Raw genomic sequence first — 22,231 nt, forward strand, 5'->3', positions numbered from 1 at the left:
TAGAAAAACTGTTTCTCACGGTCATGTGCCGAGCCCCGTTTTCATCGCTGCCGGGCCGGATGCTGTTCTGGCGGGCGCACTTGCGATGCTGGGCTAAGTCCGACGACCACGCCGGAGGTTGCCGAGCTTTACGAATCAGCGTGGTTCGTGAGTGCCCTTAGTCGCGTTTGCTGGATCGCGCTACCCGCTTGCGACGTAAGCGAAGCGGCGAGTTCCAGCAAGGGCACAATGCGTCGCTGCTTTTTCTGTGCATGATTCTGTGCAATATCGGCAATCCTGTGTTCGAGAAACGGATTCATGAAACGGTCTCGCACCTCGTCCAGATAGGCAAGCGCGTCGCTGCGTTTTCCGAGCGTGTCGAAAACAGGCATGACTTCATCTATCCAGAGGGCTTCGAGTTCGCCCCTTAAGGCCTGATCGTTCATTGCTGTGCAGACAGTCTCGTCGTGCGGGCGGCCATCGCGCAGCCAGCGTTCCGCGAGAAACGTGTGGCCGAGGTTCAGAAAAAACAGTTTGAGCTGCTCGAAATGTTTCAGGTCGTCGGTGACGATGATCGACGCGTGAACGCAAGGCACCTGCAATCGCGGCTGCCGTTCGATGGCCCATAGTGCGTAGGGCTCCGCCACCGCGCCAATCGGGTTGATCGACCCGGACACGATCCGGTCGACCAGCGAATTGCCCCACACGCAGTGTTCAGCCAGATACCGAACGAAATCGTGAGGCAAACCCCATTGCAATGCGAGTCGGATTACGACGCCGCGGAGTACGTCGCCGTTCTTTTCTATCAGTTCGCAGGGAAAGAGGGATAGCGGAGCATCGGGTTGGCTCTGCCAACGTGCGTACAACAGCACTAGTAGCTTGGCGGGAAAACTGTTTGGCACTACCGCCGGAGTAGTTGTCAGGCCGGCGTCGTCGCGTTCGTCGAGTTCGTAGCCGCGGTCTCCCGTGTTGGACACGATGATCCGCACCGGGCCGCACACTGTCTCGCGAATCCGCGCCCAGTCGGTTCGCGCGTGCGCAGCCTGACGGATGGCGCGCCCGCAGAGTGTCTCGTTCACCACTTTGCCGCGACTTAGTCCACGTATTTGCACGGGATACACGCGTCGGCTGGCGAGCGCGACGATGCGCCCGGCGCTCTGCGCGCTCTCAGTGGTTTGCACGACCGTAATGCCGCCGACCGCTTCGTTCGATTCGAGCGCCTGCGAGACGAACAGATCGACATGCGCCTGCAAAAAACGGCTAGTGCCGAACTGCAGGATCGGCTGGATCAACGGTTCGGACGGCATGCAGGTGCCGCTATCGACTGCGACCATGCTCAACATTCGACGATGGCTTTCACGACGCCGCCCGCCGGGTCGAGCAAGTCCGCGAAGCGGGAAGGCACGTCGGCGAGCGCGAGGCGGTGGGTGTTGAGTGCCTGGTCCGGTATCCGACCGGCACGCAGCGCTTCGACGACCGTCTCGAAGTCCTCGGCGGTTGCGTTGCGGCTGCCGAGGAGGGTGGCTTCGCGCTTATGAAACTCGGGGTCGGAGAATGCGATGGTGTCCGACACGATCGACACCAGCACGTAGCGGCCGCCGTGCGCAATGAACTCGAAGCCGCGCTCCATCGCCTTCGAATTTCCCGTGGCGTCGAATACGACATCGAAGAATTCGCCATCGGTCAGCGCCGACAGTTGTGCCTTGTCGTTTTCCCCGATCTGCACGGTCGCCGCGACGCCGAGTTGCTTCGCACAAAAGTCGAGCCGGTCGGCACGCGTGTCGAGCGCAGTGACCGTTGCGCCGCGCAGCCTGGCAAAGGTCAGCGCCGCCATCCCGATCGGTCCGGCGCCTACCACGAGAATGCGCTCGCCTGCCTTCACGTCGGCACGCCGGACCGCGTGCGCGCCGATCGCCAGGAATTCGACCATGGCCGCCTGATCGAGAGTGATGCCCTCGGCCTTGTGGACAAACTGCGCGGGTACGCTGAGATATTCGGTGAACGCGCCGTCGCGATGGACGCCGAGCACCTGGATATGCGCGCAGCAGTTGGTCTTGCCGCGTCGGCAGGCAATGCATTGCCCACACGACAGATAGGGCATCACATAGACCGGATCGCCTGCGACGAGGCCACTGCTCAGCGGTGCCTGCTCGACGAGACCCGACAGCTCGTGCCCCATCACGCGCGGATAAGCCAGATAGGGCTGATTGCCGGTAAAGATATGCAGGTCGGTCCCGCACACGCCGACGCGCTTTACGCGCAGCAGTACCTCGTTGTCCCGGGGCACGGGTTTGGTTCGTTCGTGGGCGCTCAGCGTGCCGGGCGTCTCGCATATCACCGTAAGCATGGCAATCCTTGTCTGGCCGCCGTTGCCGGGCGGCACATTGTGGCATGTCAGTCGTGCCGAATCAGCGAGGCCGGGTAACACGCAGTTCGCGTCGATCACCTCGACAACTCTGCGGCTCCCCGACTGCATCAATACAGCACGTTCTTCGCAACCGGCTGGTCGATATTGTCTTTCGTCACGATCACCACGCCGGTGTCGCGGTCCTTCGGCACCGGTTTTTTCTCGATCAGGCTGATCACCGTTTTCACGCCGAGATCGCCCATCTGGTAAGAGCCCTGCACGGCGGTCGCCGCGAGCGTGCCGTCCTTGACGAAGCCTTGCAGATCCTGGTTGCCGTCGAAGCCGATTGCGATCACCTTGCCGGCCTTGCCCGATTGTTCAAGCGCGCGGCCCATGCCGACCGCGGTCGGTTCATTCGCGCCGAAGATGCCTTTGAGATCAGGATTGGCGGTGAGCGTATCGGTGGTCTGGTTCAGCGCGGTCGCCATCTGCGAGTTCGAGTAGAACGGCCCGACCACCTGTAGCTGGGAGTGCGCCTTCAGGTAATCGCGAAAGCCGCCGACCCGACCGATCTCCGAGCCCGCGCCCGCGACGTACGACATGATGGCAATCTTGCCGGTCTGGCCGACGCGATCGATCAACGCTTTCGCGCACAACTCGCCGGCTTTCTTGTTATCGGTCGAGAGGAACGACTGGTAATACTGCTTGCCGGAATCGGCCAATGCCGAGTCGATGATCACGACGGGAATGTGTGCTTCCCAAGCTTTCTTGACGGCAGGCACCAGGGCATCGGGATCGGACGGCGCCAGCACGATGCCGGCGACCTTGCGGTTCACCGCGTTTTCGACCATGTTGACTTCGTCGGCGATCGCCGTCTCGGTCGCGGGACCCTGGAAGGTCATCGTGTAGCCCTTGGCGTCGCCGATCGCAGCGGCGGCGCCTTTCTGGACGTTTTGCCAGTAGTTGGAACTCGAGGTTTTGACGATGACCGCGATTTCGCCGCCGGCGGCGTGGGCGAGTCCGGTTGCCAGCGCAAGCGTTGCGGCCAGCAGGCTCAATTGGAATGTGCGCATGTCTCTACTCCTGAGGAGAAGTTGTTGTCGTACATGGACGTCTCGGCGCAACGGAACCTGTCGTCCGTCGTGCCGATGGATGTCACCGGCGATTGCGAAGCTGGTCGATCCAGACAGTACCCAGAATGACCAGGCCGATGATGATTTGCTGAATGAAGCTGGACACTCCATTCATGTTCAGACCGTTGCGCAGAATGCCGATCACGAAGGCACCGATGGCGGTGCCGGAAATCGTGCCGACACCGCCCATTAGCGAGGTGCCTCCGATCACGGCGCTCGCGATTGCATCGAGTTCGTACATCACGCCTTCGTTCGGCTGCGCGGTCAGCAAGCGCGACATCAGCACGCAGCCGGTGACGCCGGCGAGCGCGCCGGACAACACGTACGTGAACATCGTCACGCGCGCGACGTTGACGCCGGAAAGCCGCGCGGCCTCCGCATTCGAGCCGACGGCATAGATATGACGGCCGAGCGTCGTGCGGCTCAGCATGACCGATACCGCGACGGCGATCACGACCATCAGCAGAACCGGGTAGGGGATGCCGGGAAAAGTCACATTCGGGAAGCCGTCCGCACCGATCGTCTCGATCCGGAACAGTGAGCCGTTGCCGAGCACGCCGAACGTTTCACCGAGTCCCGACACCGGACGCGCGCCCGTGATTTGCAGGGCTAGACCGCGCGCCACCAGCATCATGCCGAGCGTGGCGATGAACGGCGGCAGGCGCATGCGCGTCACACACAAGCCGTTGACCACGCCGCACAGCGCGCCGACGACGATGCCGAGCAGCATGCCGAGCGTGACAGGTAGGCCCGCCTTGACCGCGAGCGCTGCAACCACGCCCGAGAGTGCGAGGACCGAACCGACCGAGAGATCGATGCCGCCGGTAATGATCACGCAGGTCGCGGCAACGCCGAGATAGGCGATCGAAGTTACCTGCAACGCGACGGTCATGGCGTTGTCGACCGTATGGAACGCCTCGCTGGTGGAGGAGAACACGACGATCATGACGATCAGGCTGCCGAACGCGGCGAACTTCTGGATCAGATCCTTGCGCCGTTCGTTGGCGAGCGAAGGTGCGGGGCGCGTGACCGTGCTCATTGAGCGCCTCCCGATTGGCCTGACGTCATTCGCTCGACCATGCGGCCCGAGGCGTAGTGCATGATTTCTTCCTGGCTGGTTTGGCGGGTGTCGAGAAGGGTCACGAGTTCGCCTTCATGGAAGACGGCAACCCGGTCGGTCATACCGAGTATCTCGGGCAGTTCCGAGCTGATCATCACGACGCCAATACCCTGTGCGGCGAGCCTGTCGAGCAATTCGTAAATCGCGTATTTGGCGCCGACGTCGATCCCGCGCGTGGGTTCGTCGAAGAACAGCACGCGCGAATCGCGAAACAGCCACTTGCTGATCACGACCTTCTGCTGATTGCCGCCCGAGAGGTTGCGGGCGATCTGTCTGACGCCCGGGGTGCGGATGCCCAACTGGTCGATGTAGCGTTGCGCTACCGCGGCCTCCTCCGCGAAGCGGATGAAGCCGAAGCGGTTCGATACCGCATCCATGTGCGCAAGCGTGATGTTGCTAGCGACCGGCATATTGACGGACAGGCCGTTGGCTTTACGGTCTTCGGACAGATACGCAATGCCATGACGGATTGCGTCGATCGGCGAGCGGATCGCGAGGGTATCGGCGCCGAGACGCACCGTGCCGCCATCGAGTGCATCGGCGCCGAAGATCGCGCGGGCGACCTCGGTGCGGCCGGCACCCATCAAGCCCGCGAAACCCAGAATTTCGCCGCGCCGTAGCGCGAAACTGAGTGGTCCGAAGACGTTCTTGCGCGACAGTTGGTCGACCGACAGCAGCACCTCATCGGTCGGTACCGAGGTGCGCGGCGGAAACTTGTCTTCGAGCGAGCGTCCGACCATACGCGCGACGATCTGATTGATCGAGGTTTCGCGAAACGTGTCGGTCGAGACGTATTTTCCGTCGCGCATCACGGTGACGCGATCGACGATGCCGGTCATTTCATCGAGCCGGTGCGAGATATAGATCACGCCGACACCGGCGCGCTTCAGTTCGTGAATGATCCTGAAGAGTTGCGTCGTTTCCGACTCCGTAAGCGAAGAAGTCGGTTCGTCCATAATCAAGACTTCGGCGTCGAGCGAGAGCGCCTTGGCGATTTCCACCATCTGCCGTTGCGCCACGGACAGCGTACGCACCAGCGTTCCCGGTGCGATGTCGACGCCGAGCCGATCGAGGCAGCGTTGCGCATCGGCCCGCAGTCGCGCGCGATCCAGGAAGATCCCCCGACGGGGTTCGCGCGCCAGAAAGATGTTCTCGGCCACCGAGAGATGAGGTACCAGGTTCAGCTCCTGGTGAATGATGGCGATGCCTGCTGCCTGGGCGTCGAGCGACGACGTGAAGTGGCACTCGCTGCCTTTATAGAGGAGGGTGCCCTCGTCGGGGGGGTATTGGCCGCTGATGATTTTCATCAGCGTCGACTTGCCCGCGCCATTCTCGCCGCAAACGGCGTGGACCTCTCCCCGGCGCAGATCGAAGCTGACGCCGTCGAGCGCGAGTACGCCGGGAAATCGCTTGGTGACGTGGCTCAGTCGGAGCAATTCGGCCTCGCCGTGAGAGCGCCAAGCGTCGGGTGTGGCGTCCACGAACGGCCCGCTCGCCGTGCTGCTTGAGGGCGCGGCTCGGAATGTCCCGCACTCGTCCGGTCCGGATTCGAAACGTTCTGCGTGACGATCGGCATGACCCGACTCCGCCCGTGCCAGGATGGCGCGGTGCGCAACGGGCTGGCTAGATAATTTCAGCAAGTCTGTCTCCAGTGCGTCACTCCGCGGATTGCGGCGGGTGCGCTTTTCAGGTCTTGGCGTATAAGCTGTAATCGATGCGCAAGCGACGGGGCGGCATGCAATGGATCATAGATACGCACACAGAATTGGTCAAGCCACTTTTTGATGCAATCGATTTGACCTAGGGATGCGCTCTGGGCTTACCAGTAGCGAAATCCTTTTTTTGGCTAGAAAGTAGGCAATTTTGAATCGCTGCGCTGGAGTGACCTATAATCTGCTTGTCGAAAGCCTCAACTTGACAGCTAATTGGCCTTACCAAATTATGATGAAAATTTGTAGGCTGACGCCCTACACAACACACACCCGCGGAGGCGACATTTGACCGGCACGCAACTCAAACAGGTCGAGAGCAAGCGTCTCTATCAACACATTGCCGACCAGATCCGCTCGCTGATCCAGTCGGGCGGTTTTGCGGCCGGCTCGCGCTTGCCGCCTGAGCGCGATCTCGCGCAGCAGTTGGGCGTATCGCGTCCATCGTTGCGGGAGGCCTTGATCGCGCTTGAGATTTCCGGTCTGGTCGAGATTCGTCAGGGCTCGGGCGTTTACGTGTGTCGCGCGGCCGATCGCCAGGCCAGCGCGATTACCGGACTGGGTGAAAGCCCATCTGAACTGATGCAGGCGCGCGCGGTGCTCGAAGGTGCGGTCATCGTACTGGCGACGGCGCTGACTACACCTGACAGTTTGACCCGCTTGCGCGACACCCTCGACGCGATGCGGGCCAATGTTGACGAGGGCCGCTCGCCGCTCGCCCACGATCGGGCGTTCCATGTGTGCATTGCGGAGATGAGCGGCAACTCGGTGCTCGTGCGGATGGTGGCAGAGCTCTTCGACGAGCGGCATAGTCCGATCTCCGCGCGCCTGAGCGGACATGCGGAGACGAGCCAGACGTGGGCGGCGGCGCTGGCTGAACACGAGGCGATCTATCGCGCGCTGGAGGAGCGGGATCCGTTAGCCGCGCAGTCGGCGATTCGCAACCATCTGAAGGCGTCGGGCACGCGTTGGATCGAGGGAGGTTGAGGTGGCTGCGGGCGCGTTGAATGTCTGGCGCTTCCACTGGAACGCCAGCGGGACTACCTGACCCGTTGGAGCTTGCCGTCGGCTCGCCCGTTCAGCGCCAGCGGGTTGATGCATTTAAGGGCGTCGGGCAGCAGTTCAGCCGGTACGCCCTGATAGGTGACTGGGTGCAGGAAGCGCATCATGGCCAAGCTGCCCACGGAGGTCGAGCGGCTGCCTTGGCCGGGCCACTTTCAAACGCTATTCAAGCGTCTTTCAACCAGGGCATTTCCACCGGCGACACCACGAGCTGTCGGAGTTCGCGCTTCAGTTCGAAGATAAACCCCACCAGGATCATTGAGTCGGCGTAGGGGATGGGAAAGACAAGCGGATTTTCCGCTGCGCGCAAGGGGTGTGCGGGCGTGTCCGCTGTCGTCGCGGCGTTCGCGCGGACGCTCTCCAATTCGTCGACCATTGCCTGCCCGCTTACTTTGAGGACGCGGCTACGCAGGTCGCTGAACGGTTCGATACGCGCCCCGTCTTCGTGGTACTCGGGCACTTCATAGATGAACCAGGACATGTGCTGCTCCTAAGAAAAGACCGTTATTCTAGCAGTGGGCAATTCGATGCCACGGTAAGGTAAGAAGGTCGGCGTACGCGCGTATTCGGTCACGACCGGCGTGTGGAATCTTCAGGTGCTGATCGATGAGTTCGGTCTGGATTTGTCGAAGGTGACCTGGGTGGTCGATGACGAAGAACACGTCACGCAACGCACGTTGCCGGAAAACGTGATCTACGCACCGCAAGGTAGCTCGCTCGCGGAAATGATGGTGTCGAGGATTTATCCGATGCACGGCACGATCGTGGTGAAGGATTCGGTGCTGGCTGAACATCCGTCGATCGCGAAGTCGCGTTGCTAGCCGCTATGTTCGCTCGCAACTCGGAGAAACTTGATATACGGCGCAACGGATAATGCCCGCAGGGAAGCGGTGACCGTGGCAAAGCGATGTCGCCATCTTCATCGCATCATTTATCTGGTTACCCTTGCTTGCGAACCAGGCTCACCTGCGAGACGCCCAATAGCCCAGTGAGACGGACATCCGCCTTGCGCTGATGTGGATCTACCACCAGGTTGCTGTCACGCACGATGTCGAGCATCGCTTCGGCCAACGGCATCACCATATGCCTCCCCCAGCAACGCTCGGAGACGTGGCCAAAGGGAAAATAGCCTGGGTGGTCGTCAGGGTCAAGCTGGTCCCAGCGTTCGGGCCGGAAAGCATTGGGCTCATCCCAAAGTCCGGGATCGCGATGACTCAGCAACGGCAGCAGCAGGATGTCGTCGCCCGGCTTGATCCGGTCGTCGAGCACAGAGTACTCGGGCGACGCATTGCGCAGGATGTTCCACGACGGTGGCAGCAGCCGCAGTGCTTCGCACAGGATATTACGATTGGACGTGTGATCGTCGAATGGCGAGCCCAGCCAAAGCGCGTTGGCGACCAACGTGGAAATGGTGAAACAGATCGGGGCGGCGGTCCGCCGGTACAGGCCCATCGCATAACGGCGTTCATCATAGCTTGGAGCGGCGGCAGAAAGAGCGGCGAGGAAGGAGGCGCCTTCTCGCAATTTCAAAGGGCGTGCCGCGCCCATGGCGATAGTGGCCCAGGTGAGCATGGGCGTCAGCTCCAATATGCGATTCATCAGAAAGCGCAGGCGATGCGGATCGTCGCCGAGCAGCATGTCGCGCAGAAACAGATGCCCGACATGCGGCCAAGGGCCGGAAAAGTCAATGTTCGCGCGAATGGGACGTTTCAGGGCTGCGCGGACGTCGCGGCCGATCGCCTGCATCTGCTGCAAGGCCTGCGCACGCACAATCGACCGGCCCTGCAGCGGCTTGAATGTCGGGCGCTCGCTTTCAGTGGCTGGCCTTGCGCTGAGAATTCTATGACTCATATCGGCTCCGGCAACGCCGATGGTATTGGAATCCAGCCGGAATAACTCCTCGCCGAGATGATCGTGTATTAGCGCGTGAAGCCTGGGCGCAAACACGGTCGACCGCGTTTGCCGGCCGGTGGTGGCCAACGGGGCGAGCGGGTGCATAGGCAGAGAACCACGCCCGGTGCATTGATTAGCTTCACTGGACGCGGTTCGGTTCATCAGTTATCTCTCTTCAAACACAAAAGACGACGGCTCAAATCATTAATACCAGATGTACCAGGCGTAAGCCTTGAGGCTCTTCTTGAACGTGAGCTTGTCTTTCAGCGAGAAAAGAATTTTCATAAGACGCCCTTTCGTTATCGATGAACCGTCTTGATGAGACGGCATGTGAGAGTGGGAGCATGCGTAAGGAATAAAGTCCCAACTGCATGCGGCACATACATATTGAAATATGTATGTGCCGATATTAAAGTACTTTTCGTGCGAATCAATGCCGGGCATTGCCAACCTATCTATAAGCATAGGGTGTTGAATAGAGAGCCGTTAACACGCAGGCATCTGTGCTAAGGAATGTCACGAAATGGGAAGCCCTGTGATTGCCCGCGTTTCGCCGTAGCTCCGCCGTGATGAATGCGTACGGTGCATGTGAGACATCATTCAACATAGCCGACATGCTTGTTAGTAAAACATTGGAAAGAGAGCGAGCAATTCCGACCAGCTTGTTCGCGGCCTTTTCGCTCGACCCGATTCGCCGCGGCGGAGTCGTGGCGCTTGTAGAATGGGGTGCGGAAAGTCGCGAGGCGCAGTGCCTCGTCGCCAAGCGGCCGGTTTCGGAGAACCCATGACAAGCCCCGATCTCAAAACGCGCTCTTCCATGCAGTTCTGGTTCGATTTCGGCAGCACGTACAGCTACCTGAGCATGATGCGGATCGAAGCGTTGGCGCAGCAAAGTGACGTCGCTATCGAATGGCGTCCTTTTCTGCTGGGCGCGATCTTCAAGTCGTTCGGTTGGGAAAGCTCGCCGTTCGTGTTGCAGAAGGAAAAGGGGGCTTACGTATGGCGCGATATGACTCGTCAGTGCGAGAAATACGGCCTGCCCTGGACTCAGCCCAGCGAATTTCCCCGCCGGGCACTTCTTCCTCTGCGCGTTGCGCTGGTTGGTGCGCGGCAGCATTGGAGCGGGGCGTTCTGCAAACGGATGATGCAGATGAACTTCGTCGATGACAGGAACATCGACGATCCGGACGTGGTCGCACGAGCACTGAGCGAGCTTGATTTGCCGGCGGAAGAGATCGTCGCCGCTGCGCTATCCGATCAAAACAAGCGCGATATGCGCGCACAAACGAACGAGGCGGTACGCCGCGGTATTTTCGGCGCGCCTACGTTCTTTGTCGGTGAAGAAATGTTCTGGGGCAACGATCGTTTAGAAGACGCGATAGCGCTAGCCGCTCGATGACGGCACGCTCACTTTTGCGAATCAGTACGCGCTTCAAGCGCTCGGACCACCGCGATCATGTCGTCCTTGTCGTATCCCAATGCATGGGTTTCGGCGAACAGCGAATAGCACACGTCGAGTAATGGCGATGCCACGTTGGCTGCTCTCGCGGCTTCGGCAATCAGCCGATTGTTCTTCAGAACGTCGGTGATCGACGCTTGAACCGCGAAGTCGCGAGCCACCAGCTTGAGCGATTTGACACGGGAGATGCTGCTGGCCATCTGCCCCGCATCGACCACCGCGCGGAATTGCTGCATATCCAGACCATGATGATCGGCAAAGTGAGCCGCCTCGGCGAGCCCGGTCATGGAGGTAATCAGAAAGATATTGACCGCCAGCTTCATCAGCAAGGCATTCGGCACGGGTCCACAGACAAAGGTCTCGCGACAGACGGGTTTAAGCAGCGCGCGGACTGCTTCGATCGCGCTGGTATCGCCGGCCAGCATCGCCACGAGTTCTCCCGCTTCCGCAGGTTTTCTCGAACCGGAGACCGGTGCTTCGACATAGAAGCCGCCGGCGGCGCGAATGTCGGCTTCGAGCGCGCGCGAGTACTCGGGCGAGGTCGTTCCCATATGCAAAATGGTGTGCTCAGCGACGTTGGCCTCGAATTCCGGTGTGCCGCGGCCAAGTACCGAGTCGATGGCGTCGCCGTGCGCGAGCATCAGAATGACGACCGACGTTCGCCTGAACACGTCGGCAGGGCTCGCCGCCACCGTTGCGCCCAAGGCGCGCAGCGGTTCGATGCTGTCGGGCGACCGATTCCAGACGGTGAGCGGCGTGCCCGCCCGGATCAGATTGAGCGCCATCGGCTGCCCCATGACACCGATACCGATAAAACCCAGATCCATGCTCATCTCCATGGCCGGTCCGCAACCGGGTTCGGCGTGCGAGATCACGCGGCGCTTATCCGAACGATGATGTCAGTTTCCGCACGCCGCGACAAAGGAGAAAATTTTGACGACAGGTGAGTCGCGCTCACCTCATTGTCTGCATGCAAGTTCTGCCGCGGACGGCACTATCGCCGTCGCTTCGCATTCGTTTGATGTGGATAGCTAGATCGATGACATCGCTATCGGCTATCCTTACTGCCGCATTGGACCGGGCGAGATCGAGATGTTCTCGCAGAGGTTGTTCCGGGGTTCCGGCCACTGCAAGACACCGACAACAACATACCGCGAGTATCTGGACCGACCATGCTACGCCCCATCCTCCCGAGTTCCCGGCACGCGCTCGCCTGCTTCACGCTGGCTGCGATGGCTGGCGGGCTCACCGCTTGCAGCGACGGCATGTCGGATACCGACATCGCCTTCGTGACCGCCGGCACGCCGGCTCCATTCCAGTCAATTCGAATGTATGGCGCCGTGCCTGAGAATATGGCCCCGGGCCTCGGCAATACGCATGCCACCGGCCGGCTGCGCCAGGCGTGCCAGGCCATCATTCGCGCGGAAGGCCGGGACGTGCGGGAGACGGTGATTCTCGAAGACGAGCCGGGCGAGTCGTTCGATCTCGACGCCACCCGTACTGCCGACGGCTGGACCGTGACCTCCGACGGGCTCCGCCCGCCGAGCGTCGATCCCGTTGGTTTTCGCACGCGCTTCACCACCTGCGTGAACGCGATCCGCGACAAATACGCGGCCGAGCCGGAAAAGGCGCCGTTCAAATAAGCTCAACGGACAGCAGAATCTGCTGTCCGGCTGCTCGCGCGCGAAACCAGCTGCCGCTGGAGCCCTTTACTTCGGCTACCCCTGCTGCCACGAGTCAATACACTGTGAGTTCATTCTGTGAACCCAAAAGAGGACCTGGCATGAATCTCACCGACTTCAATACGCTGACGTTCGACTGTTACGGAACGTTGATCGATTGGGAAACCGGCATTTTCGAGGGGCTGCGGCCGCTTCTGGAACGCGTCGAGCAACCGCTGACGCGCGATCAGGTGCTGGAGGCCCACGCGCGGCATGAATCGTCGCAACAGAAGTACACGCCGGCCCGACGCTATCGGGACCTGCTGCCGATCGTCTACAAACGGCTCGCCGAGGAATGGCAGGTGCCGTTCACGCTCGCCGATTGCGTCGCGTATGGCCAGTCGGTGCAAAACTGGCCGGCGTTCGACGATTCGGCTGCTGCGTTGCAGTATCTGAAGAAGTACTACAAGCTCGTGATTCTGTCGAATGTGGACAACGAGAGCTTCGCGCATAGCAACGCAAAGTTGCAGGTTGAGTTCGACGCGATCTTCACCGCCGAAGACGTGGGTTCGTACAAGCCGTCGCCGCGCAATTTCGATTACATGCTGGAGAAGCTCGGCGAGCGCGGCATCGCGAAAGACAAGATTCTGCACACGGCCGAAAGCCTGTTCCACGATCACAAGCCGGCGAACGGATTCGGTCTCGCGTCGTGCTGGATTTATCGCCGTCACGGGCAAGAAGGGTTTGGCGCCACCATGAACCCGGGCTTGCAGCCGAAGGTGGACTTCCGTTTCGACAGCATGGCCGATCTGGTCAAGGCGCATCAGGACGCTTTGCTGCAGAAGTAATGGCAACCACTCTTGAGGAGGCTGCGATGCGACTCACGGACTTCAAGGCGCTTACCTTCGATTGCTACGGCACGCTGATCGACTGGGAGCGCGGCATCACGACCGCGCTCACGCCGTTGGTGGAACGCGCGGACAAGCCGTTGACGCGCGACGACGTGCTCGAAGCGCACGCGCGTCACGAATCGCAGCAGCAGCGCTATACGCCGGACATGCCGTATAGCGATCTGCTGGCCGTTGTGTTCAGACGCCTGGCGGAAGAATGGGGCGTTCACCCCTTGGCACACGAAGCCGCGGCTTACGGGCAGTCGGTGAAACAATGGCCCGCGTTTCCCGACTCCGCGAGCACGCTGCAATACCTGAAGAAGTACTTCAAGCTGGTGGTCTTGTCGAATGTCGACAACGAGAGTTTCGCGCACAGCAACGCGAAGTTGCAGGTCGATTTCGACGCCGTCATCTCCGCCGAAGACGTAGGGTCGTATAAACCGTCGCGGCGCAATTTCGACTACATGCTCGATTTGCTGCCGTCGCTCGGTGTGCGCAAGGACGAGGTGCTGCATGTCGCGGACAGCCACTTCCACGATCTTCAACCATGCAGCGAACTCGGACTCCGATCCTGCTGGATCTACCGCCGCTTCGAACAGCGCGGCTTTGGCGCGACCGTGCGCACGACGGGCGAACCCGCGTCCGAGTTCAAGATGACGAGCATGGCGCAACTGGTGAAAGCGCACCATGAAGCACTCAGCAAAGGGTGAACGGATCACGCAGCCAGCAGCATCAGCCGACGCGAGAGCACGACATGAGCATTCGACAAAAACTGGACAGGATCGACATCAGGATCCTGGCGGAGCTGCAGAAGAACGGCAACATCACGAACGCGAATCTGGCGAATGCGGTGGGACTGTCGCCGAGTCCGTGTCTTCAGCGTGTCAAGCGGCTCGAGGCGTCAGGTGTGATCTCGGGCTACGGCGCGCATATCAACCTGTCGAAATTGACGAGTACGGTGACCGTTTTCACCGAAGTCATGCTGAAGGACCATCGTCGTGAAGACTTCATCCGGTTCGAAGCGAACGTGCATGGAATCGACGAGATCACCGAATGCCATCTGGTCAGCGGCGGCTACGACTATCTGCTCAAGTTCCTGGTGGGCGACATCGGCCACTACCAGGAAGTCGTCGAGAAGCTGCTGGATCTGAACCTCGGCATCGAAAAGTATTTCAGCTATATCGTCATTCGTTCGCCGTTCGTCAAGCATGCCGCACCGCTTGAACGGTTGCTGTCGGACGAGGCATGAGAGATGAGACATGAGGCCGGGCACGTGCGATAGCGCGATTCCTCGACCGTTGAGCGTCAGAGCCAGGATACACATCGGGTGACGCTTTGCGCGCGTGCCAATGCCGCCCCAATGGCGCAACGAATGTCCTAAAGATCGAGCACCAGCGGGCCCGTTTCCGCAGCGTCCGGCCTGCCCACACACAACAGCGCGCAACCCGGCTCGAGATCCGCCGCGACCTCGCCCTGATACGCAACGCGGCCCTTTTGCAGACGTGTCGAACAGGTGCCGCATTCGCCGATCCGGCAACTCGATTCGACCGGTATGCCGTTGGCTTCGGCCAATTCCAGCAATGTGCCGCTTTGCGCGGACCACTGCACGGTGCGTTGCGAGCGCGCGAAGATCACTTCGGCGGTGTGCGCCGGCACGGTCGAAGCAGCAGGCGCCGAGGCGGCGGAAACCGTCGGCGTGCGCTTCACGCTCGCCGGCCCGAACGCTTCGAAGCGGATGCGTTCGTCCGGCACGTTCAACGCCCGTAAGCCGTTGTACAGGTCGCCCATGAAAGCGGCCGGTCCGCACAGATAGAAGTCGTAATCGTCGAAAGGCAGCAGCCGTTTCACCGTGTCGATTTCGACGCGGCCGGCGCGTGTCCCATCTAGCGCGGCAACCGACGCATCGCCCGCGCTGTTCAGAAGGTGCACCGCGACATGCGGATGCGCCGACGCGATCTGCTGCAACACGTCGGCGAAAGGCCGGTCCCGCGAAGTACGAGCGCCGTGCATGAAGTACACCGGCCGGCTTGACCGTGCCGCGATCAGGCTGTGCAGAATCGCCGTCATCGGCGTAATGCCGATGCCCGCCGACAGCAATACCACCGGCCGCGGACTCGCCGTGTCGAACGTAAACGCGCCGCGCGGCGTGCGTACCTGAACCTGCGTGCCGACCGTGGCGTGCTCATGCAACCATGTCGACGCGATGCCCTCGCGCTTGACCGAAATCCGATAACTCGCACCGTCGCTCGCGGCGGACAGCGTATAAGTACGCACCAGCGGCTGATCGCTACCCGCCACGGGAATCCGGATCGGCAGATACTGGCCCGGCTCGAACGCGGGCAGCACGCTGCCGTCCGCTGCCTGAAGGTAGAACGAGCGAATCGCCGGCGTCTCTTCCTGCACGTCGACGACCTTGAAGGTGTGCCACACGTTCGCAGGATTCTCGGCTTTTACCGCCGCAGGCTCGCTGCGCATCGACGCGAATTGCGACGCGTACTCGACCGGCGACCAGCGAAACGGCAGCACGCCCGGCGTGCGCCGCACTTCGCGCACACGAAAGCGCATCAGCCGTTCCGCACCGGCAAAGTCGGCGAGTTCCGCGCCTTCCCAGATGATTTCCGCATCGACCGCGATATAGACGAGATCGCCGCTCGCGAAATCGACGAACAGCAAGCCCGCGCGCGGATCGTGCACCAGGTTGCCGAGCGTGTTGAAAAAACGGTTGCCGCTGAAGTCGGGCACCGTCAGCGTGCCGGCGGCGTCGAGGTGCACGAAACCCGGCATGCCGCCGCGATGCGACACGTCCACGCCGCGCGCCGAACCGGCATCGTCCGCGCCGTTGGCGCTCGCAATGAAAAACGTGTCGGCGTTTCGCAGCAACACACGATCGGCGTCGCTCAATGCGCTCGAGCGGCTTGGCGGCAGCAGCGGTTCGGCCGCGTCGCGTGTCATAAAGGTCGGCGTACGGCTCTGAATGTACTTCGGACAGTTGCCGAAACTCTGACTGACCGTCAGCGTGATCGCCTTTTCGTCGAGCGACGTAATCACGCCGTTCACACGATTGCGGCGGCGCGTTTCCGGTTGCACGCCGAGCCCACCGATCATCGCGCCGACTCGCCACGTGCCTGCCAGCGGATCGCCGGGCAGCGCGCTGCCGGCAATGCGCAGCGTGCGCGCGTCCAGCGCCGACACGAAGCCCGGCGCGCCGACGCGCAGCGTCGCCCACGGCTGACCCGCGGCGTCGATTCCACCCAGCACCATGAACGGCCGTTCCGCGAAAAACAGTTGATGCTGTTCCGGCATCTCGGTGCGAATGCTGCGACGGCCGACCGAGTTCGCAAAGTCGACGACACCGGCACGCGTCTGCACCGCCAGTTCGCCCGCGTGAAACGGCGAACCCGGCGTAGAGAGATCGGCGAGGGGAATGTAGACGTCAGACATGGACAGCCTCCGCGCGTCGCGGCGAAAAACGTGTGAATAGACGGCTAGTCAGCGTATCAAGCGTCGGCCAGCAAGCCGGCCTTGCTCGCCGGCATCGCGACGAAACCCGGCAGCGCCTCGATACGTCGCAGCCAGGCACGCAGATTCGGATACGGGTCGAGCGAGATGCCGCCTTCCGGCGCATGCGCGATATAAGCGTGCGCGGCGATATCGGCGATGGTCGGTTCGTCGCCGGCCGCGAAGCGCTTATGCGCGAATTCCGCTTCGATTACGTCGAACAGGTTCACCGCGATCGACTTCGCGGTCTCGTGATCGTAGGGCGCGCCGAACACGGTCACGAGCCGCGCGCGGCACGGGCCATAAGCGATCTGGCCGGACGCGAGCGACAACCAGCGCTGCACCGCGGCCGCACCCAGCGGATCGGTCGGCAGCCAGGAGGCGTCGCCATAGCGCTTGGCCAGATAGACGAGGATCGCGGTCGAATCGAACAGCACGACCTCGCCATCTTCGATCACCGGCACCTGGCCGAACGGGCTGATCGCGAGAAACTCGGGGCGGCGGTTGTCGCCGGCCTTCATGTCGATCGGGACGATCTCGAACGGCAGACCCAGCATCGTGAGAAATTGCCTGACGCGGTGACCGTGACCCGACAGCAGCGTCGTGTAAAGGCGAATGGGGGCAGCGGGTTGCGCGGTAGGCATGATGTGGATCCGGAAAAATTGAGATGGGCGGCGTCGAAAGAGGCTGAATCGATGCTTGACCTGAAGCGTAGTCAGTGCCGATCGGTTCCGAAAGGGGGATAATTGGCGAAACATAATCCCCTGATAATGGACAATCGGTCATGGCTGACGTACGCGATGTAAATCTCAACCGGCTGGCGGTGTTCGTGGCCGTGGTGGAGGCCGGCTCGCTGACCGGCGCGGGCGAGCGGCTCGGCCTCGCGAAAACCATGGTCAGCAAGCATATGCAGCGGCTGGAGGTGGAAGTGGGCGCCAGCCTGCTGGTGCGCACCACGCGGCGGCTCAACGTGACCGAAGCGGGCCGGACCTTTTACGACGCCAGTTGTCTGGTGTTGCGCGCGGCCGAAGAGGGTTTATCGGCGATCGCGGGCGAGGTCGGGCCGTTGCGCGGCACGCTGCGGGTGAATGCGCCGATCGACTACGGCTCGCTGTTCGTGGCGCCGGCGCTGGTGGAGATGCGGCGTGCGCATCCCGAGTTGGAGGTCGACCTGCAATGCGTCGATCAATATGTCGATCTGGTGGGCGAGGGGATCGACGTGGCGATCCGACTAGGGCGGCTCGCGGATTCGAACTACCGCACGGTGAAGATCGGCGAGTTCGTCAAATGGATGGTGGCGAGCCCGGCGGTGGCCGGCGCCGACGGCGATCACACGGAACTGGCCACGCTCGCCGGCATGCCGTATGTCGCGGTGGCCACGTTGCCGCGTCCTTTGTCGGTGGCGCTGGAACATCGCGACGGGCGAAAAGACAGCCTGCGTTACCCGAGCGCGTTTCTGACCAATACCGCCACGGCGTGCCGGGCGGCGACGCTCGCGGGCGGCGGCGTCGCGCTGCTGACCGACTTCTCGATCGCGGACGACGTCGCGGCGGGCCGCCTGGTGCGCCTGCTCGACGGCTGGGCAACGGCGCCGGCGAGCATTCAGGCGATTTTCCCCGCGACGAAGTTTCCGTCGCGCAAGGTCAGGGCGCTGATCGACGCGGTCAGGGCGCAGTGGGAGGCGGCGGTCGGATCGCGATCGGAGGCGGTTTAGACGAGCGTGATCGTGACGTCCACATTGCCGCGCGTGGCTTTGGAATACGGGCAGGTCTGATGCGCCCGGTCGACCACGGCCTGAGCCACGTCGTGCGCGAGGCCGGGCAGGCTCACGTTCAGGCGCGCCTGGATGAAATACGCGCCGTCGGTGGTGCCGAGATCCACCTCGGCGTCGACATGAGTGTCGACCGGCAGCGTCACCTTCAACGCGCGGGCGGCGAGGCCCATCGCGCCGATAAAGCAGGCCGACCAGCCTGCCGCGAACAGTTGCTCCGGATTCGTGCCGGCGCCCGTGGAACCGGGGGATGAGAGTTTGAGGTCGAGCCGGTTGTCTGAACTGCGCGCGACGCCGTCGCGGCCGCCAGTGGTGTGGGTCTTTGCGGTGTACAGCACGTTTTCGATGCGAGTCATGATGGTTTGCTCCTGTTGAATGGGCGATGCGGACTCAGCGGCCGGTCCGCGCGCGGCGCGTCCACGGCCGCAGGTTGACTTACTGGCCGAAATAAACCGGCTTCAAGCCGTCGAAAGCTTGCGCATGCAACGTTGACCGCGCACCGGATTCCGACGAGCTGCTGTGTGTACCGCCCACGCCCGTGTTTGCGCCATTCTGTGCGGCGACGCGTGCCTCGGCGGCGAGAATGTCGGCGGGATAGGTCGTGTCCGAACTGCGGGACGGGTTGTAGCCGGCCTGCTCCAGTTGCACCAGTTCCGCGCGAACCTCGGCACGAGTGAGGGCTTGATTCGACTGGGCGAACGAAGCGAGCGGAGCGGCGAGAGCGACGGCGACGAGAGCGGCTTGAACGAATGATTTCATGATGAATATCTCGAGAGTTGAATAGGGCCTGCCGGCATCCTGCAGTGCTTGCCGGGCCTTTGCCCGGCGATGCATCTGTGTTCGGCATGGGTGTATTTGAACGTCTGGAGGTATCTGGCTTGTGTCCGGTCGAGGGGTGTTTTGAATCGGTGTGTGTCTGTGTTTTCTCCTGACACAGTGCGATACAAACTCGTGCGGCGGTAAATCGGCAGGGTGCGAGGACATGGCGCGGACAGCATCTGTCCGTGCCATGTTTTTGAACCCCTTACGTGCGCAGCGGCCGCAGGCCCGCCCGCACCTCTTCAGCGAAAATCCGCGGCTGTTCCCACGCGGCGAAGTGGCCGCCCTTCTCGGGGCGGTTGTAATAGATCAGGTTGTGATACGCCCGCTCCGACCAGCTCTTCGGTGCCTGATAGTTCTCGCCGGGAAAGGCACTCACGGCGGCGGGAATGGAGACGTCGGCGGCGGCGTAAAAGTTGAAGTGCGACTCCCAATAAAAGCGCGCGGCGGAAACGCCGGTATTTGTCACCCAGTACAGGGTGATGTCGTCGAGTACGTCGTTCAGTGTTACGTCGCCCGAGGCGTGGCCGTTGATCGTGCGCCCGAACACGGCCGAGGTGAGCGCCGCCGCCGGTTGCCCGTTACCGTCCGGGTGGTCGAGCAGCCAGCTGGCCAGTGCAATCGGCGAATCGGCCAGGCCGTAGAGCGTTTGAGGCCGCGTGCCCTGCTCCAATGCGTAGGCGCGGCGTTTGGATAACGCGCTCAACTGTACGTAGGCGAGCCGTTCGTCGTCGGAGAGACCGGCCGGTGGCGGATCGTTGACTTGCAGCGCCTTGGCGATGTCCGGAGGAATCGTCGCGGGGAAATTGACGTGAATGCCCATCAATTCCGGCGGTGCCTGCTTCGCCATGACGTTCGCCACGATCCCGCCCAGATCGCCGCCTTGCGCCGCGAATTTCGCGTAGCCGAGGCGTTTCATCAGCAGGACCCACGCGCGCGCGGTGCGCTCCGGACCCCAGCCGATCGTGGTGGGCTTGCCGGAAAAGCCGTAGCCCGGCAGCGACGGAATCACCAGATGAAACGCGTCCGACGCGCTCGCTCCGTGCGCGGTCGGATTGGTCAGCGGATCGACGATCTTGAGCTGTTCGATCACCGAGCCGGGCCAGCCATGCGTGACGATCAGCGGCATCGCGTTTTCGTGTTTCGAACGGACGTGGATGAAGTGAATGTCGAGCCCGTCGATTTCGGTGACGAAATTGGGCAGCGCGTTCAGTTTCGCCTCGCACTTGCGCCAGTCGTAGTCGGTGGCCCAATGTTGCGCGAGGGTCTGAATCGTGGCGAGCGGCACGCCCTGCGAGTCGTCGTTGACGATCTCCCGGTCAGGCCAACGCGTCGCTTTGATGCGTCGCCGCAAGTCGCTGAGTTGCGATTCCGGCACGTGGATACGCAGCGGACGAAGCGCGGTTTTGTCGCCGCCCGCCGGCGCCGCGATGTCGGTGATAGCCGGGTTGCCGTCGGCGAAAGCGAGCTGGCTCAGCGAGCCCGCGGCAACGGCCGCCGCCGCGACGCCGACAAAGCGGCGGCGTGAAGGCGATTCGGGAAAGGTTGTGTTAGGCATACGATTTCCGATGGGAGGAAAGGCAGGTTGTCGAAAGGAGCCACGTCATCGAAGGCGCTGTTGTCGCCGAACGCTGGACGAGTGGAGACAACCCGCACGCGGAGTGCGCTCCGCGTGGGCGTATTGAAACGCGCCGATGTATCCCGCCTGTTTCCGTGCAGTGCGGTTCTGCAAGCGCGTGTATCGGCGTACCGGGTAGATACGTTGCGATACAAAGGGGCAAGCTGGCCCTGGGCGTGGGCTTAGCTCGGCATGCTTACGCGCGTTAGGTGGCGTCGGGCTCCGCGAACATGCTCATGCGGCGCAAGATCCACTCGAGCAATTCGTGCGCGGCGGCGACCAGCGGCCGGCCGGATTTGACGAGTACGCGTGCCTTGGCGCCGCGAAACAGGGGATGGTCGATCGGCACGATCGTCAGCTCGCCGGCCGCGATCTCGCGATACGCGGCGAACTCGCCGACCAGGGTCACAAAATTATCGGACGCGACGAGCCGTTTGAGCGCGGTCAGTGAATTCGTGGTGAGCGTGGCGCGTATTTCGATGTTTTCGGCGAACTCCAGCATCTTCGCCGCATGGCCGATACCGAAGGTGGCCGGCATCAAGGCCAGCGGATAGGCCAGCACCTCGTGAATGCTGGCCGCTCCGCCGCGCACCGCTAGCGGATGCGTGGGCTGCACCAGCAGCACCACGGGCTGCGCCGAACTCGCCCGATACTCGACACGCGGATCGGGCGGCGGATTGTAGGCAAGACCAATATGCGCGCGGCTTTCCGCCACTTCGTTCAGCAGGTCGTCGACGGGCAGCATCTGCACGCCGATCTCCAGCTTCGGGTAGCGCGCACAGAACGGCGTGAGCACTTCATCGACCAGCATGTCGACATAGCCCTCGCTGATCGCCAACTGCACCTGCCCTTGTTGCAGGCCCTTCAACGCATGAAGCCGGTCTTCGAGCTTTTCTTGTTGCGACCGGTAGCCGCGCCAGAACTCGAGCAGATGCGCCGCCGCCTCGGTGGGCTTGACGCCGCGCGCCTGACGCTCGAACAGCGTCGTGCCGAGTTCGTTCTCCAGCAGTCTGATCTGCCGCGTAATCACCGAGGGCGAAGTATTGAGGCTGTCCGCGGCGCCGCGAATCGTGCCGTGCGTCAGGACTTCATGGAAATACCGCAGGCGTTGCTGATTGATTTCGCGCATGGTCGGACGATCCGCTTACGTTGTGGTCGAGGCTAACGTTGCTCTGCGAGCAACGATACGTGAACTTAGTTGCTGTTGCTAGTTGCATTCGGCGTCGCCAAACTGGCTGCACACGATAAGGCGCATACAACGTTGAAACGGAG

At 62.0% G+C, this 22,231-nt stretch carries 23 protein-coding genes and 1 pseudogene; 8 read left to right on the top strand and 16 right to left on the bottom strand.

Annotated features, from left to right (window positions below; genetic code table 11):
* Positions 1-128: 128 nt before the first annotated feature.
* From B0G83_RS34815 to B0G83_RS34835, 5 genes are all read right to left on the bottom strand, one after another.
* Entirely contained in the window at positions 129-1,271 is a 1,143-nt protein-coding gene (locus B0G83_RS34815) for a mannitol dehydrogenase family protein (RefSeq protein WP_181157161.1), read from the bottom strand.
* Positions 1,272-1,315: 44 nt separating this feature from the next.
* On the bottom strand, positions 1,316-2,326 hold the full coding sequence (locus tag B0G83_RS34820) for a zinc-binding alcohol dehydrogenase family protein (RefSeq protein ID WP_105511869.1): 1,011 nt from the start codon (positions 2,324-2,326) through the stop codon (positions 1,316-1,318).
* A 128-nt stretch (positions 2,327-2,454) separates the two neighbouring features.
* A complete protein-coding gene (locus tag B0G83_RS34825; protein WP_105511841.1) occupies positions 2,455-3,399 on the bottom strand; it encodes an ABC transporter substrate-binding protein in 945 nt (314 codons plus the stop codon).
* Positions 3,400-3,481: 82 nt separating this feature from the next.
* Positions 3,482-4,498, bottom strand: a complete 1,017-nt coding sequence (locus B0G83_RS34830; RefSeq protein ID WP_105511842.1) for an ABC transporter permease — start codon at positions 4,496-4,498, stop codon at positions 3,482-3,484.
* A complete protein-coding gene (locus B0G83_RS34835) occupies positions 4,495-6,015 on the bottom strand; it encodes a sugar ABC transporter ATP-binding protein (protein WP_374954968.1) in 1,521 nt (506 codons plus the stop codon). Before B0G83_RS34835 ends, B0G83_RS34830 begins: the two co-directional genes overlap by 4 nt.
* Before the next feature lie 561 nt (positions 6,016-6,576).
* Between B0G83_RS34835 and B0G83_RS34840 the strand changes: the two genes are divergently transcribed.
* A complete protein-coding gene (locus B0G83_RS34840; RefSeq protein WP_105511844.1) occupies positions 6,577-7,275 on the top strand; it encodes a FadR/GntR family transcriptional regulator in 699 nt (232 codons plus the stop codon).
* Positions 7,276-7,328: 53 nt separating this feature from the next.
* On the opposite strand, the gene B0G83_RS39315 is transcribed toward B0G83_RS34840, so the two are convergent.
* On the bottom strand, positions 7,329-7,457 hold the full coding sequence (locus B0G83_RS39315) for a hypothetical protein (protein WP_258168457.1): 129 nt from the start codon (positions 7,455-7,457) through the stop codon (positions 7,329-7,331).
* Between the two features lie 59 nt (positions 7,458-7,516).
* Positions 7,517-7,831 (bottom strand): helicase, encoded by a 315-nt coding sequence (locus B0G83_RS34845; RefSeq protein ID WP_105511845.1) that lies wholly within the window; start codon positions 7,829-7,831, stop codon positions 7,517-7,519.
* Positions 7,832-7,889: 58 nt separating this feature from the next.
* On the opposite strand from B0G83_RS34845, the pseudogene B0G83_RS34850 reads away from it, so the two are divergent.
* Positions 7,890-8,162, top strand: a pseudogene (locus B0G83_RS34850) (ABC transporter substrate-binding protein); the annotation flags it as partial.
* 127 nt (positions 8,163-8,289) lie between these two features.
* On the opposite strand, the gene B0G83_RS34855 reads toward B0G83_RS34850, so the two are convergent.
* Together B0G83_RS34855 and B0G83_RS39650 are read right to left on the bottom strand one after the other, a co-directional pair.
* Positions 8,290-9,405, bottom strand: coding sequence for a cytochrome P450 (locus B0G83_RS34855; protein WP_219849060.1), 1,116 nt, complete (start codon positions 9,403-9,405; stop codon positions 8,290-8,292).
* Positions 9,406-9,447: 42 nt separating this feature from the next.
* On the bottom strand, positions 9,448-9,708 hold the full coding sequence (locus tag B0G83_RS39650; protein WP_105511847.1) for a tryptorubin family RiPP precursor: 261 nt from the start codon (positions 9,706-9,708) through the stop codon (positions 9,448-9,450).
* 319 nt (positions 9,709-10,027) lie between these two features.
* Between B0G83_RS39650 and B0G83_RS34865 the strand changes: the two genes are divergently transcribed.
* A complete protein-coding gene (locus tag B0G83_RS34865) occupies positions 10,028-10,642 on the top strand; it encodes a 2-hydroxychromene-2-carboxylate isomerase (protein WP_105511848.1) in 615 nt (204 codons plus the stop codon).
* Positions 10,643-10,650: 8 nt separating this feature from the next.
* Here B0G83_RS34865 and B0G83_RS34870 read toward each other — a convergent pair whose 3' ends face one another.
* Positions 10,651-11,541, bottom strand: coding sequence for an NAD(P)-dependent oxidoreductase (locus tag B0G83_RS34870; RefSeq protein ID WP_219849062.1), 891 nt, complete (start codon positions 11,539-11,541; stop codon positions 10,651-10,653).
* Positions 11,542-11,874: 333 nt separating this feature from the next.
* Between B0G83_RS34870 and B0G83_RS34875 the strand changes: the two genes are divergently transcribed.
* The 4 genes from B0G83_RS34875 to B0G83_RS34890 all read left to right on the top strand — a co-directional run bounded on the left by B0G83_RS34875 (position 11,875) and on the right by B0G83_RS34890 (position 14,502).
* The gene (locus B0G83_RS34875) at positions 11,875-12,345 is read left to right on the top strand and encodes a hypothetical protein (protein WP_146120341.1); all 471 of its coding nucleotides are present in this window, start codon (positions 11,875-11,877) and stop codon (positions 12,343-12,345) included.
* Between the two features lie 140 nt (positions 12,346-12,485).
* A complete protein-coding gene (locus B0G83_RS34880) occupies positions 12,486-13,211 on the top strand; it encodes a haloacid dehalogenase type II (protein ID WP_105511850.1) in 726 nt (241 codons plus the stop codon).
* A 26-nt stretch (positions 13,212-13,237) separates the two neighbouring features.
* On the top strand, positions 13,238-13,963 hold the full coding sequence (locus B0G83_RS34885; protein WP_105511871.1) for a haloacid dehalogenase type II: 726 nt from the start codon (positions 13,238-13,240) through the stop codon (positions 13,961-13,963).
* Between the two features lie 44 nt (positions 13,964-14,007).
* On the top strand, positions 14,008-14,502 hold the full coding sequence (locus tag B0G83_RS34890; RefSeq protein ID WP_105511851.1) for an Lrp/AsnC family transcriptional regulator: 495 nt from the start codon (positions 14,008-14,010) through the stop codon (positions 14,500-14,502).
* Positions 14,503-14,630: 128 nt separating this feature from the next.
* Here the strand turns inward: B0G83_RS34890 and B0G83_RS34895 are convergent, their stop codons facing one another.
* Together B0G83_RS34895 and B0G83_RS34900 are read right to left on the bottom strand one after the other, a co-directional pair.
* Positions 14,631-16,694, bottom strand: a complete 2,064-nt coding sequence (locus tag B0G83_RS34895; RefSeq protein ID WP_105511852.1) for a pyridoxamine 5'-phosphate oxidase family protein — start codon at positions 16,692-16,694, stop codon at positions 14,631-14,633.
* A gap of 56 nt (positions 16,695-16,750) precedes the next feature.
* The gene (locus B0G83_RS34900) at positions 16,751-17,395 is read right to left on the bottom strand and encodes a glutathione S-transferase family protein (RefSeq protein WP_105511853.1); all 645 of its coding nucleotides are present in this window, start codon (positions 17,393-17,395) and stop codon (positions 16,751-16,753) included.
* A 140-nt stretch (positions 17,396-17,535) separates the two neighbouring features.
* On the opposite strand from B0G83_RS34900, the gene B0G83_RS34905 reads away from it, so the two are divergent.
* Positions 17,536-18,465: a LysR family transcriptional regulator gene (locus B0G83_RS34905; protein WP_105511854.1), complete on the top strand. Its 930-nt coding sequence runs from the start codon at positions 17,536-17,538 to the stop codon at positions 18,463-18,465.
* Here the strand turns inward: B0G83_RS34905 and B0G83_RS34910 are convergent.
* The 4 genes from B0G83_RS34910 to B0G83_RS34925 all read right to left on the bottom strand — a co-directional run bounded on the left by B0G83_RS34910 (position 18,462) and on the right by B0G83_RS34925 (position 22,088).
* Positions 18,462-18,878, bottom strand: a complete 417-nt coding sequence (locus tag B0G83_RS34910) for an organic hydroperoxide resistance protein (protein WP_105511855.1) — start codon at positions 18,876-18,878, stop codon at positions 18,462-18,464. The genes B0G83_RS34905 and B0G83_RS34910 overlap by 4 nt on opposite strands.
* 79 nt (positions 18,879-18,957) lie before the next feature.
* Positions 18,958-19,281: a DUF4148 domain-containing protein gene (locus B0G83_RS34915; RefSeq protein ID WP_105511856.1), complete on the bottom strand. Its 324-nt coding sequence runs from the start codon at positions 19,279-19,281 to the stop codon at positions 18,958-18,960.
* Positions 19,282-19,546: 265 nt separating this feature from the next.
* Positions 19,547-20,899 carry an epoxide hydrolase family protein gene (locus tag B0G83_RS34920; protein ID WP_105511857.1) on the bottom strand — a complete coding sequence of 451 codons (1,353 nt, stop codon included), beginning with the start codon at positions 20,897-20,899 and terminating at the stop codon, positions 19,547-19,549.
* A 265-nt stretch (positions 20,900-21,164) separates the two neighbouring features.
* Positions 21,165-22,088 (bottom strand): LysR family transcriptional regulator, encoded by a 924-nt coding sequence (locus B0G83_RS34925; protein ID WP_105511858.1) that lies wholly within the window; start codon positions 22,086-22,088, stop codon positions 21,165-21,167.
* Positions 22,089-22,231 lie beyond the last annotated feature (143 nt).

The organism is Paraburkholderia sp. BL21I4N1, from assembly GCF_002973525.1.
Lineage (GTDB): Bacteria > Pseudomonadota > Gammaproteobacteria > Burkholderiales > Burkholderiaceae > Paraburkholderia.